The organism is Roseovarius sp. AK1035 (assembly GCF_003288315.1).
Lineage (GTDB): Bacteria > Pseudomonadota > Alphaproteobacteria > Rhodobacterales > Rhodobacteraceae > Roseovarius > Roseovarius mucosus_A.
In genome coordinates, this window is record NZ_CP030099.1 from 3,747,328 (window position 1) to 3,760,336 (window position 13,009).

Sequence of the window (13,009 nt, forward strand, 5' to 3'; positions counted from 1 at the left end):
CTCACTCCTCCTCTGATTGGGGCACTTTGCCCGGTTCCTCGATGCCATAACGCTCGATCTTGGCGCGCAGGCCCACTCGGCTCAGATCCAGTTCCTGCGCCGCGCGGCTCTTGTTCCATTTCAGCCGCGTCAGGGTCTCGCGCAGAATGCGCGCCTCGACCTCGTCCACCCGGTCTTTCAGCGTGCCGCGCCCTGTCAACACCGCCCCCAAGGCCAGATCAGGCTGCGTGCCGGGCGCCGCCTGCAGGATATGCCGCGAGATCAACTCTGGCCCCAGCACGCTATCTTGCGAAAAGATCAACATGCGCGTGACCTCGTTTTCCAACTCGCGCAGGTTTCCGGGCCAGTCATAGCCCGCCAGAAACCGGGTCGCATCCTCTGACAGACCATGCACCGGCTTGCCATGCGCCGCCGCCGCGTCAAACAACAGCGTTTGCGCCAAAAGCCCGATATCGCCGCGCCGCTCGCGCAGCGGCGGCATCTCCAGCACCGCCCGCGCCAGGGCATAATACAGATCCGCGCGAAATCGCCCCTCAGCCACCGCGATACGCAAATCGCAGTCTGCGCCCCCCAGCAGGCGCAGATCAACACGGCTCACCTCATGGCTGCCCGCCGGGCGAAACGCCCCATCCCGCGCCACCCGCAACAGCGCCAGTTGCATCCTCGGGCTCAGCCCCGCCAGACCATTAAGGAACAGCGTGCCCCGATCCGCCTTTTGCACCAGCCCCACCTTGCCGGTCTGAAGCCCCGCAATCGCACCCCGCCTTGCGCCGAACAGCTCCAACTCGAGAATATCGTCCTCCACCCCGGTGCAGTCGATTTCCTGAAATGGTCGGTCCGCGCGCAACGACCCATAGTGCATCGCCCGCGCCAGCGCCGCCTTGCCGGTGCCCGCCTCGCCGGTGATCAACACTGGCACATCGAAACTCGCGTATTGCCGGGCCTGCGCGATCACAGCGTTGAGGGGTGAATTTGGCGCGCGCAGCACCTTTTCAAATCCCAGCCCCTCGCGCAGCGCCCGACGCTGCTGCCCAAGCTTGCTTTCGACAGTGCGCGCCAGATAGCGCATTTCCAGCGACATCCGCTCATGCTCGCGGCTCAGACGAAAAAGGTCGGCGGCATTCTTGGCGGTCATCAACAGGTGATCGGGATGCCAAGGCTTGGTGACAAACTGATAAATCCCCGCCTCATTGATCGCCGCGATCATGTCATTCGTTTCGGTGAACCCGGTGATGATGATACGCACCGTTTCAGGCCAGCGGTCGCGCATGTCGGTCAGAAACGCCACACCCGAGCGTCCGGGCATGCGCTGATCGCAGAAAATCACCTGCACGTCATGCTCGGCCATCAACCGCGCCGCCTCGTCCGCGTCCGAGGCCGTCAGACAATCGAACTCATCCTCCAACGCCATCCGCATGGCATTCAGGGAATGCGCCTCGTCATCGACCAGCAGAAGGGTGGGCAGGGTCGTCATCCCTCACTCCGCCGCCGCGCGGGCCGCTTTGCGCGCCAGCGCGCCTTGCAACCAGCCCAGCCAGCTTTGCATCCCCTCGCCCGTGCGCGCCGAGATGCGGATCACCTCCAGCCCCGGATTGACGCGGCGCAGATTGGCCTCATAGAGATCGAGATCGACATCGCAATAGGGCGCAAGATCAACCTTGTTCAGCAAGGCCAGCCGTGAGGCGGTGAACATATCGGGATATTTCAGCGGCTTGTCCTCACCCTCGGTCACACTCAGGATTGCCACCTTGCAATCCTCGCCCAGATCGAACGCAGCGGGGCAAACCAGATTGCCGACATTCTCGATAAAAAGCAGCGAGGCGGGCGCAAGATCCAGATGCTCCATCGCATGGCCCACCATATGCCCATCCAGATGACAGCCCTTGCCCGTATTGATCTGCACGGCCTGCGCCCCGGTGGCACGAATGCGGTCGGCATCATTGGCGGTCTGCTGATCGCCCTCGATCACCGCCAAGGGCTGCGCGCCCAAGGCCTCGATCGTCTTGCACAAAACGGTGGTCTTGCCCGATCCCGGTGACGACACAAGATTGATCGCAAAGGCCCTTAATGCCGCCAGCCGCGCCCGGTTGGCGGCGGCATAACGGTCATTCTTGGCCAGAATATCGGTCTCGATCTCGATCAGCCGCGCCTGAGACATCCCCGCCACCTCAACCCCCGCCGGACCATGGCCGAAATGCAAATCGCCATGACCATGATGATGGGGGGCATGGTGGTGATGATCATGCCCCTGCCCTTCGACCGTTCCCGTTCCACATCCGCAAACCGTGCACATCAGATCACCTCCATATCCTTGATCCGCATTTCTTCCCCCGCCACCGGCATCAGCCGCCCGCCACCACAGTCCGGACAGGGCGACAGCCGCTCGGCAATCTCGACCTCGGTCATGCAGTCGTAGCACAGCGCCCGACCGACCAAGTCGATCATCTCGAGCCGCGCCCCCTCGGCCACGCTGCCGCGCATCACCACGTCAAAGGCAAATTCCAGCGCTGGTTTCTCGACACAGGCAAAGCGCCCGATTTCGACCCGCAGCACCTTGACCTGTGCAAAGGCATGCACCCGCGCCTGATCCTCGATCACCCGGCGCATGCCCTCAACCAACGACATCTCATGCATCTGCGCCCCCCTCCAGCGTGACCGGCGAGCACGGATCAAGCAGATCGACCAATAGCCCCGCCTCAGCATGCTTGGCCCGCGGCAGGCTGGCAAGCGCCTGCGCCATGGGTCCGCCACACGCCATCAGGTGATCGGTGGGCGTCACCCGTTCAAGATGCCAAACCCGGCCCGCCCGAACCTCGGCCCGCACCGCATAAAGCCCGCGCGCGGCGGGCACCACCGCCACCCCGTCCGGGGTAAGCTGCGGTATGGGCAAATCGCCCCGCAACGCCGCTTGCAGATCGAGCGCCCGCGCCACAACGCGCCAGAGCGGTCCCCGCCCATAGTGCGCCTCGACGTGGCGCATCACCGGATGCACCAGATGCCGCGCGGCGATAGAGTTTTCTTGCGCGCTCAGGGTGAAAATGCTCTCGGGGGTTACCACGGGCATAACGCCACAACCCCCCTCGCCCGGCCCAAACCGCCCCGCCACCGCCCGCAACAGCGGCCCAATCCCGACATCTCCCCGCATATACCGCGCAAACCCGTCCGCATCGCCCGGAAAGTCACCGCCCAGCACCTCCCGGCCCACCTGCGCAGGCAGGCCCAGCCGCACCGGCCAGACCACGCTCAGCTTCAGGGCATGTTCGCGCGCAATCTCAGCCGCGAGCGCGCCGCTCTCACCCCTCTCCAACCCCAAGGCCATCCGCAGCCCGAGTGTCTGCGCCACGCGGCAGAGGTTGAAAAGCCGCGGCAGCAACTCGGCCACCGCCTCTACCTCGCGCCCCTCGACCAGACGCGCCAGCGGCAGGGGCGGTGCAGGCATCGCGCGCAAGCCACTCACGTTCCGGTCAAGGTCCAGCATCGCCTCAGCCCTCGCCTGCCAAACCGCCGGAAATCACCTGCCGCCGGGTCGGGGCCTCCGATAGAACCTCTGGCAACGTCGGCACGTCTAACAGCGCCAATTCCGCCTCCCGCGCAGCGCGGATATCGGCGGCGCGGTCGGTCTCGGCACGGTGCTCGTCCTGAAAGAGCGCCACCATCACCGCCCGTGCCACATCAACCGCCTGCGCTTGGCTGCGAAACTCGCCCATCGGGGAAAACAGCGAACAGGCCTTATAGCCCCCCACCATCTCGCGCACATTGTGGATGAATTCATACTCGCCCGAGGCAAATCCGATCACCTCTTTGGTCCCCGGCACAAGGGTCGACCAATCCTCACCCTCGGCAGGCAATTGCACAAGGTTCATGAACCACGGGCTGATCAAAACCCCGATTGGCCGCCCCTCATGCACGTGAAACCCCACCGCTTGCACATGCAAGAGCTTGTTCACAATCGGCACATCGCGCATTTTGCCATGCCAGACTTCGGTGAAATCCGTGACCAGCGCATGGGTCTTGGCCCCGATCATCGCCGCCTCTGCAATGGCCCCGCTGCCGGGGTCCTCGCCCACCAGAAATTGTTCTTTGGGCGCATCGCAATTGGGGCATTTCCAATCCTCGGGCAGCGCCATGAACGGCGTGCCGGGGTCAATCTGCCGGGTGTCGTCGCCCTCAGCCGGATCATAGGGCGTCCAGCAAATCTTGCATTCCATGATCGCCTGCGGGCTGATCTTGTCATTGGCCCCCAGATACGACCCCTCAAAGCCGCTCATCGGATCGCCTCCAACACTTCACCAATGCGCCCGCCGCTGTCGTCCAAATCCTCAGGCGCGGCCAAGGCCACCTCGGGCATGGCCGTCACCTCGAACGTATCGAGAATAAGCACATCCATCGAGTTATAGAACCGCACCCGCCAGACATGCGGCAAGGCGGTCGCGGTGATCCGGCAATTGCCATAGCCCCGCGACAGAATATCGACAGAGCCTTGGCCAAGCTGCGCCTCCAACCACTCCAGATCCGCCTCGGTATGCGGCAAAAGCGTAAGGTTGATCACATGCGCCTCTGCCCCCGGCACGAAATGTGCCGATTTATCCTGCAACTCAATCAACAGCGGCGGCGCATTCACCACCTGTGCGCTGCGCGGCACCTCTCGCATGGCCCGGCGCGGGGCAAAGGCGCGGCTCAGCGCCTGTGCCGGCACCGGCCCAACCTCGATGGCATCCACTCCCGCGCCTTTCAGCCCCCAAACCCCGGCGAAAACGCTTTCCTGCACCGCAATCGCCGGAATGTCGTGGATCTTGATCGCCACCTCGCCCGCGCCCATCGTCTCGGCGACAAGCGCACGATTGGCAGCGTCCAACCCCGACAGATCAAACCGCCGGTTCACCCCATCCCGCCCGCAGGCCGTCGCGGCATGGGCAATCTCGCCCAAAAGGTCCAGCGCAGGCATCAGGCGGTCGTCCACCTCGACCTCGGGCAGATGCGGGGAATAGGCGCGCATGTCCTGCGGCATCGGCAGATATTCCAGCGCCGCGCCCTCCTCGCCCAAGGGCTGCGATCCGGGGCCAAAACCGGTGGGGGGCAGGTGAAAATTGCTGACCATATCGTGCCCTCCTCAGGCGGCGTTGCTGCGGGTCAGGATCTGCGTGATCCGGGCCATGTATTCATCCCAATCGCGCACCTTGGGCAGCGCGCCGATCACCGCGCCCGCGCGGTAGAAAATCAGGCTGGGCGTTTTCAGCACGCGGGTCGCCTCGCGCAGCTCCGTCTCAATCGCATCACCCACCACAGCGCAATCAAACCGCCCCTGAAAGGCCATGCGCAATTCGGGCAGGATCACCGCCACATCGGCGCTTTCCAGATTGCGCGCGGGATCACCGGGGATGAACAAGGCATGCACCCCCTCACCCATGGTAAAGGCGGTCAGATCGTCCACCGTATTCAAATAGGGCCAGCCCAGTTCGGCGCTCAGCCGGTCAATCAACGGATGTGTCATGGCCTTCCCTCCCTCATGCGGTTGTCTTGCCCGCAGCGCGGGCGGTTTCCAGATGCGGCGGCAAGGCAGGCGCGCGCGCCTCCAGATCGGCAAAGGCATCGCCTATCCCGCCCCCCGCCATGATGGATTTGAGCGCGCGCACGGCGGCGGCGATCTTGACCGCCTCGCCCGCCTCCAATACCTCGCGTGCGGCACCCAAATGGGTCAGAACCCATGTGCCGGGGGCCAAAGGCCCTGTCAGCGTCAGATCAATCAACGTCTCGTCCTCGCCATCCGTGGCGCGCGCGGCGATCCCATCGACTGACAGAACCTGCATGGGAATGCCGACACACATCGCTCAGCCCTCACCGGGAAAGAACCGCGCATCGCCAACGCGACAGGCGACATCGGCACTCGGGCGGCCCGTCTCATAGGCGTCCTGCCGGATCGACGGATCCGCAAGATAGGTGGCATCGCTCATGCCGGGGCGCATCTCAATGCCCCAGTCGCGCAACCGCGCCAGCGCCACCTCAATCGCCGGATCAATCTGCGCCGCCACAACGGCACGCAGCCCGCCGCCGTAATCCTCCAGCTCTTCAGGCTGACAGCCGATCAGCAACAGGTGGTCCGGGCAATAGCCCATCAGTTGCGCCGTCGCGATCACATCCTGAAATCCGGTCTGATGCAGGCTCATCTTTTTCGCGCCCATAAAGGCGGGCACGGCCTCGTCCTCGACAATCTTTATCGTGCCGGGCACCAGCCCGTAATCGACCGCGTCGAACACGATCAGCCGGTCAGCGGCCTCCATGAACGGCAAAAGGTATAGCCCCTGCGTGCCACCATCCAGCACCGTCACCCCCGGCCCAAACGACCAGCGCGCCGCCAGCCGCTCGACACAGCGCACACCAAACCCCTCATCCGCCCAGAGCACGTTTCCGATGCCCAGTATCAGCACGCTCGGTTGCATGTCCCCTCCTCCATGCCGCAGCCTTATCTCTGGCCCTAGAATGGCCACCTTGGCATGCCGGTGAACACCAAAAACCGATTTACACACCCTGCTAAAAAGTGAATTAAAAACAGATGATTAGCGCTCTGGATCGCAACAATATGCAAAGCTACTTTTCACATTCACATCAATTCGGAAACCAATCAACCAAATAAAAAAGCGGGCCGAACGCCCGCTTTTCTGCACTCTCATCCCATAAAACCCCCTCAGTCCGGCAGATCATCCTTAAAGGTCCGCGTGCCCGAGATCATCGTCGAGACGATGGATTGACGGCTCATGATATCCTCTCGGATCGCCACATAGATATGCACGATCATGAAGATAACGATCCACCACATGCCAAGATGATGATAGGTATGCACGATATGCGGGTTGTTGCCAAACAGCGTGAACACCCAACCAAAGAGCGCATAAAGCCCGCTTTCTTTGCCCAATCCTTCGGAATAAAGCGCAAGGCCCGTGACGATCATGAAACTCACCCCCAGCGTGATGAAACAGAACATCGCCAATTGCGCCAGCGGGTTGTGGCCCACGTATTTCTTGGGGGCCCGTTCCAGAAACAGATACCAACGCACCTCAAAAAACACCTCGCGCCACCAGGACCCTCGCCAGATCGGCACATAGAATAGCTGCCGCGCATGGTGATTGCCAAAGATCGCCCAATACATCCGCCCCAGAAATCCTACCGTCAGAATCCACCCGGCTGCGAAATGCGCGAACCGGATATAACCAAAGACAAACTGATGCGTCGCCTCGGCAATCTGCATCGACGGCGGCGGGGAGCCGATGAAATAGCCTGTCACGCACAGGATCAGGATCGCGGCCGCATTGATCCAATGCCACAGGCGCACCGGCACCTCATAGACATAGACGCTTGTCTGTCGGCTGACCGTGGCAAGATCGCTCTCATCCACGTCTTGCAGCCCGCTTTCGGTCGTGCTCATGGCATGGCCCCCTCAATCCCGGTTGCGCGCAGCGCGCCAAACCGCCAGCCCGCCCAGAACCGCCGCCAACAGGATCAGCCCCGGCGCATGCACAGGTGCTGCCAACCAATGCGACACCCCCTCCTGCGGCAGGTTCAGATCATGCCCCGGATGCGCCAGTGCCGCGCCAGCCCCAGCCAGATACATCGTGATCGCGTATTTCATTGCCTTCTCCTCCCTTGGCTTAACGGACCTTGACGGTGGTCAACTCGGCACCCTCTTCCGACATCACATGCGTCGAACAGGCCAGACACGGATCGAAACTGTGCAGGGTGCGCAGGATTTCGACCGGCTCGTCGGGGCGCTCCATCGGCGTGTTCATCAGGCTTGCCTCGAACGCCCCGATATTGCCCGCCGTATCACGGGGCGAACCGTTCCAGGTGGTCGGGACCACGCATTGATAATTCTCGATGCGGCCATCCTTGATCTTGATCCAATGGCCCAGCGCGCCGCGCGGTGCCTCGGTCATGCCCACGCCCTTGGCCTCTTTGGGCCATGTGCTTGGGTCCCATTTCGCAATATTTGCAGTGCTTTCATCGCCGTTCTTGATGTTCTGCACCAGCTTGTCGAAGAAATGCTTTTGCAGCCGCCCGCAATATTCGCTTTCCAGCGCCCGCGCCGCCGTCCGCCCAAGGGTCGAGAAGATCGCATCAAACGGCACATCGAGCGCCCGCAACAGGCCATCCACCTGATTGCGGATATCCTCATGCCCCTGCGCATAGCCCACGACATAGCGCGCCAGCGGCCCCACCTCCATCGCGTGCCCCTTCCAGCGCGGGGCCTTGATCCAGCTATATTTCGCCGCCTCGTCAATCTCTAGGATATTGGTGCGCGTGCCCTTGGCATTGGGGCCAAGCTCGTAATTGGCCTCGGTTTCGCCATCCCACGGATGCAGCCCCTTGCCCGCCTCCCCATAGCGATACCAGCTATGATCGACGAACTCCTGAATCTGCTCAGGATCGCGCACATCAACCTCATGCACCTCGTTGAGATTGCCATTGATAATGGCGCCGCGCGGCAAATGCAGGTTCGCGGGCGAGAAATCATTGGGGTTCTCGGGGAAATCCCCATAGGCCATGACCGATTTTCCCGACAGCCCACCGCCATGCAGCCAGCCTTTATAAAAGCCACCAATGGCAATGACATCCGGCAAATACACGTTGCGATTGAACTCGTTGCACAGATCAATGATCGAGCTGACCAAATTCAGCCGCTCCATATTGATCGCCCCTACCGCCCCGGTGGAATGCACGTTGATCGGGCAGGGCACGCCGCCCACCAGCCAGTTGGGATGCGGGTTCTTGCCGCCAAAGATGGTGTGAACCTTGACGATCTCCTTTTGCAGATCGAGCGCCTCAAGGTAATGCGTCGTCGCCATCAAATCCGCCTCAGGCGGCAAGAGATAGGCGGGATTGTCCCAATAGCCGTTCTTGAACAGGCCAAGCTGCCCGCTCTCGACAAATTTCTTGAGCCGGTTCTGCACATCGCGGAAATATCCCGGCGAAGACAGCGGATGCGACGGGCTCACCGCCTGCTGCAATTCGCTCGTCGCCTTGGGATCGGCGCGCAACGCATTGATCGGGTTCACCCAATCCAGCGCATGCAGGTGATAGAAATGCACGACATGGTCATGAATTTCCAGGTTCAACTGCATGATATTACGGATCGAATTGGCATTGTCGGGGATCGTGATACCCAACGCATCCTCAACCGCGCGCACCGATGTCAGCGCATGCGTGCCGGTACACACCCCGCAAATCCGCTCGGTAAAGGCCCAGGCGTCGCGCGGATCGCGGCCCTTCAAAATCACCTCCAAGCCCCGCCACATGGTGCCGGTCGAGACCGCGTTGCGGATCACACCCTGCTCGTCCACATTCACTTCGCAGCGCATATGCCCTTCGATCCGCGTCACCGGGTCCACCACGATGCGGCGGCCTGTCGTGTCGAGGTCAAAGCCGTTTGGGGTCACAGTCATGGCTCATGCCTCCTCTTTGCTGGATTGCTTGCTGGGTTCGGTCTGGGTCTTTTTCTGCGCGGCCTTCAGCGCGGAAACGGCGGCATGAACCGCCACAGCGCCGCCCACCACACCGGCGGCGGCTATCCCCACCTTGTCGGCATTGGCCTCAACCCCGAACTGCGTCAGGTCCGTCACCCGGTCATAGAAACTGCCCTGATCCCAGAACCCATCCTCGGAACAGCCGATACAGCCATGGCCCGATTGAATGGGAAAACTCACGCCCTCATTCCAGCGCACGGTGGAACAAGCGTTATAGGTGGTCGGCCCCTTGCACCCCATCTTATAGAGGCAATAGCCCTTGCGCGCGTTCTCGTCGTCCCAAGCCTCAACGAATTGGCCCGCATCAAAATGCGGCCGACGATAGCACTTGTCATGGATACGCTGACCGTAAAACATCGCCGGCCGCCCCTGCCGATCCAATTCCGGCAGACGGTCAAAGGTCAGCATATAGGTGATGACCCCGGTCATCACTTCGGCAATCGGCGGGCATCCCGGCACCTTGATGATCGGCTTGTCCGTGATCACCTTATGCACGGGCGTGGCCTGCGTCGGATTGGGCTTGGCCGCCTGCACACAGCCATAAGACGCACAAGCGCCCCAGCTTATGATCGCCTTGGCATCCTTGGCCGCATGGCGCAGCTTTTCCACAAAGGGCTTGCCCCCGGTGATACAGAACATCCCGTCCTCGTTCAGCGGCGGATTGCCCTCGACCGCCAGAATATACTGGCCCTTGTATTTCTGGATCGTCTCTTCAAATGCCGCCTCAGCGGCATGCCCCGCCGCCGCCATCAGCGTGTCGTCGTAATCAAGGCTGATCATTGACAGCACCACATCCTTGGCCAGCGGATGCGCCGAGCGGATGAAACTCTCTGAACAACAGGTGCATTCCAACCCATGCACCCAGATCACCGGCGTGCGCGGCTTGGTCTCCATCGCATGGGCAATGCGTGGCACCATGGCCGGGCTCAGCCCCAAAGCAGCAGCGGTCAAAGAGCAGTATTTCATGAAACTGCGCCGGGTGATCCCCTGCCTGCGCATCACATCATAGAAGGTTTCGATCTGGCTCACGGCTGGTCCTCCCTCAGTCTTCCCCTCGGGATGCACGCGTATACATCCCCTCAAGGATCATCAGACCAAGGCGCGCGCCTCCTGTCCAAGAAAAGACACCTCTGCCGCCACGATAATAAACTGAAATGAAATCATGAGCTTGTCAGCGTTTTGCGCACAGGCGCCGCGTCTCCACCGGCCAGTCGCTAACCGCCCTGCCGCCCCCGCCGGTCAGCCGCTTACCGCCCGTGCCGCCGCAACCACCGCCTGCCCCAACGCCAGACCGCCATCATTGGCAGGCGTGCCGCGATGGATCAGCACCGGCACATCCCCCAGCGCCGCAAGGGTCAAGTCCAACAAAAGCGCATTCTGAAAACACCCGCCCGAAAGCGCCACGGCTTGCGCCTCTCCGCTCGCAATCAAAGCCCGCGCGCGGGCTGCAAATCCCCGCGCCAGCCCAGCCTGAAACCGCCCCGCCATCACCTCGGGCGCAACCCCCGCCGCACGGTCCTGCGCCCAAGCCTGCCACAGCGGGGCAGTCTCGATCACGCCCTCAACGCCCCCCAGCGGATAGGCCCCCACATCGCCCAAGACCGCCCGCGCCTCCAACCCCATCGCGGCCTCGCCCTCATAGGTTTGCGCGCCTTCAAATCCCAAAGCCGCCGCAAACGCATCAAAAAGCCGACCCGCCGAAGAGGTCAGCGGCGCATTGACCCCGGCGCGTATCGCCTGCCGCAGCACGGCCAAGGGCCGTGTGCCAAACAGCTCATCGGCCAGATGCCCCAACCCCGCCGCATCCAGCTGCGCCAGCGCAACGCGCCATGGCTCGCGGCTTGCCCGGTCGCCGCCGGGCATCGCGACCGGGGTCAACCAGCCGCGCCGCTCAAACCCCAGATAATCGCCCAGCAATACCTCACCGCCCCAAATCGTGCCATCGGGCCCCAATCCCACCCCGTCCAGCACGATCCCCGCCACCCGGCCCGCCGCCAAGGGCCAACCATTTTCGGCCATGCAGGCCGCCATATGCGCGTGATGATGCTGCACTTCGATCACCGGCACGCCTCGCGCATGGGCCGCCTGCGTCGCGCGGTATCCGGGGTGCGGATCGCAGGCCACCACCTCAGGCCGATGATCGAACAGCGCCGCATAATCGGCCTCCGCCGCCAGAAACGCCTCCCATGTCAGCGCCTCATCCAACTCGCCCAGATGATGCCCCAAGAGCGCCTGACCGCTTTTCACCAAGCACAGCGCCGCCTTCATCTGCCCGCCATAGGCCAGGACCTGCGGCGCGCCCTCAAACCCCACAGGAAGGGGCAGCGTGCCCGGCACCCGCCCCCGCGCGCGGCGCAAGACCATCGGCGGATGCGCGCGCTCCACGCTGTCATCCAGCCGCCGGGCAATCACGCGGTCATGCATCAAAAACGCATCCACGAACCCGCCCAGCTTTTCGCGCGCTTCCTCATTACCAATCACCTGCGGCTCGCCCGACAGATTGCCCGAGGTCATCACCAAAGGCCCGCCAAATTCCGCGATCAACAGATGATGCAACGGCGTATAGGGCAGCATCCAACCCAGCACCGCCTGCCCCGGCGCAACCACATCGGGCAAGACCTCCGCCCTCTTGCGCAACAAAACAATCGGTGCCGCAGGGTCGCGCAAAAGCGCCGCCTCCTCCTCTGACACGGCGCAGACCGCCCGGATCATCGCCAGCGTTCCCATCAGCGCAAAGGGCTTGCCGGGCCGCCGCTTGCGCGCCCGCAACCGCGCCACGGCCTCACCGCTCCCTGCATCACAGGCCAGATGAAACCCGCCCAACCCCTTGACCGCGATACTCCCCCCCGCCCGCAGCACCGCCACAGCCCCCGCAACGGCATCGCCACCCCCCGGCTCCAGCCAAACCCTCGGGCCACATTCAGGACAGGCCACAGGCTGCGCATGGAACCGCCGGTCGGCAGGGTCTTCATATTCGGCGCGACAGGCGGCACACATCGGAAACGCCGCCATCGTGGTGCGCGCCCGATCATAGGGCAGCCCCTGCAATATGGTGAAACGCGGCCCGCAATGGGTGCAATTGGTAAAGGCATAGCCCTGCCTGCGTCCCGGCGCGAACACCTCCGCCACGCAGTCCGGGCAACTCGCGGCATCAGGCGTCACCCGCGTTTCGGCCCCCACGCCCCGGCTCGGCGCAATCTCGAACCCCTCGGGCAGATCGAACACCGCCACCTCGTGCAAAACCGCATCGACCCGCGCCAAAACCGGCGCGCGCTCTGGAATAGCCGCGACAAACGCCGCCAGCTGCGCGCCCGCCGCCTCGATCAACACCCCCTCAGGATCGTTGAACACGCGGCCACGCAGCCCCATTTGCCGCGCCAACTGCCAGATATAGGGGCGAAATCCCACACCCTGCACCTGCCCCCGCACCCGGATACGCCAGCCTTCATCCATAGCCCGGCCTTTCATCTGGCCTCAAATACCTCGGGGGGGTC

14 protein-coding genes are annotated in these 13,009 nt (G+C 63.0%); all 14 read right to left on the reverse strand.

Annotated elements, in window-relative coordinates; translation table 11 throughout:
* Position 1: 1 nt before the first annotated feature.
* Positions 2–1,474, reverse strand: a complete 1,473-nt coding sequence (locus tag RAK1035_RS17855) for a sigma-54-dependent transcriptional regulator (protein ID WP_008282496.1) — start codon at positions 1,472–1,474, stop codon at positions 2–4.
* A gap of 3 nt (positions 1,475–1,477) precedes the next feature.
* On the reverse strand, positions 1,478–2,293 hold the full coding sequence (gene hypB, locus RAK1035_RS17860; protein WP_008282497.1) for a hydrogenase nickel incorporation protein HypB: 816 nt from the start codon (positions 2,291–2,293) through the stop codon (positions 1,478–1,480).
* The gene (hypA, locus tag RAK1035_RS17865; RefSeq protein WP_008282498.1) at positions 2,293–2,634 is read right to left on the reverse strand and encodes a hydrogenase maturation nickel metallochaperone HypA; all 342 of its coding nucleotides are present in this window, start codon (positions 2,632–2,634) and stop codon (positions 2,293–2,295) included. The genes hypB and hypA overlap by 1 nt, the downstream gene beginning before the upstream one ends.
* A complete protein-coding gene (locus RAK1035_RS17870) occupies positions 2,627–3,478 on the reverse strand; it encodes a hypothetical protein (RefSeq protein ID WP_008282499.1) in 852 nt (283 codons plus the stop codon). The genes hypA and RAK1035_RS17870 overlap by 8 nt, the downstream gene beginning before the upstream one ends.
* Positions 3,479–3,482: 4 nt before the next feature.
* Positions 3,483–4,268: a [NiFe]-hydrogenase assembly chaperone HybE gene (gene hybE, locus RAK1035_RS17875; RefSeq protein ID WP_008282500.1), complete on the reverse strand. Its 786-nt coding sequence runs from the start codon at positions 4,266–4,268 to the stop codon at positions 3,483–3,485.
* Complete coding sequence (locus tag RAK1035_RS17880) at positions 4,265–5,098, reverse strand: hydrogenase expression/formation protein (protein ID WP_008282501.1); 834 nt, start codon at positions 5,096–5,098, stop codon at positions 4,265–4,267. The genes hybE and RAK1035_RS17880 overlap by 4 nt, the downstream gene beginning before the upstream one ends.
* Before the next feature lie 12 nt (positions 5,099–5,110).
* The gene (locus RAK1035_RS17885; RefSeq protein WP_008282502.1) at positions 5,111–5,491 is read right to left on the reverse strand and encodes a hydrogenase accessory protein; all 381 of its coding nucleotides are present in this window, start codon (positions 5,489–5,491) and stop codon (positions 5,111–5,113) included.
* A gap of 13 nt (positions 5,492–5,504) precedes the next feature.
* Positions 5,505–5,825: a HypC/HybG/HupF family hydrogenase formation chaperone gene (locus RAK1035_RS17890; protein WP_008282503.1), complete on the reverse strand. Its 321-nt coding sequence runs from the start codon at positions 5,823–5,825 to the stop codon at positions 5,505–5,507.
* Positions 5,826–5,828: 3 nt separating this feature from the next.
* Positions 5,829–6,437 carry a HyaD/HybD family hydrogenase maturation endopeptidase gene (locus RAK1035_RS17895; protein ID WP_008282504.1) on the reverse strand — a complete coding sequence of 203 codons (609 nt, stop codon included), beginning with the start codon at positions 6,435–6,437 and terminating at the stop codon, positions 5,829–5,831.
* A gap of 245 nt (positions 6,438–6,682) precedes the next feature.
* Positions 6,683–7,420 (reverse strand): Ni/Fe-hydrogenase, b-type cytochrome subunit, encoded by a 738-nt coding sequence (cybH, locus tag RAK1035_RS17900; protein WP_008282506.1) that lies wholly within the window; start codon positions 7,418–7,420, stop codon positions 6,683–6,685.
* A gap of 12 nt (positions 7,421–7,432) precedes the next feature.
* Complete coding sequence (locus RAK1035_RS17905; RefSeq protein ID WP_008282508.1) at positions 7,433–7,624, reverse strand: hypothetical protein; 192 nt, start codon at positions 7,622–7,624, stop codon at positions 7,433–7,435.
* Between the two features lie 19 nt (positions 7,625–7,643).
* Positions 7,644–9,434: a nickel-dependent hydrogenase large subunit gene (locus RAK1035_RS17910; RefSeq protein ID WP_008282509.1), complete on the reverse strand. Its 1,791-nt coding sequence runs from the start codon at positions 9,432–9,434 to the stop codon at positions 7,644–7,646.
* Positions 9,435–9,437: 3 nt separating this feature from the next.
* Complete coding sequence (locus RAK1035_RS17915; RefSeq protein WP_008282510.1) at positions 9,438–10,544, reverse strand: hydrogenase small subunit; 1,107 nt, start codon at positions 10,542–10,544, stop codon at positions 9,438–9,440.
* Positions 10,545–10,754: 210 nt separating this feature from the next.
* The gene (gene hypF, locus RAK1035_RS17920) at positions 10,755–12,968 is read right to left on the reverse strand and encodes a carbamoyltransferase HypF (RefSeq protein WP_008282512.1); all 2,214 of its coding nucleotides are present in this window, start codon (positions 12,966–12,968) and stop codon (positions 10,755–10,757) included.
* Between the last annotated feature and the right edge of the window lie 41 nt (positions 12,969–13,009).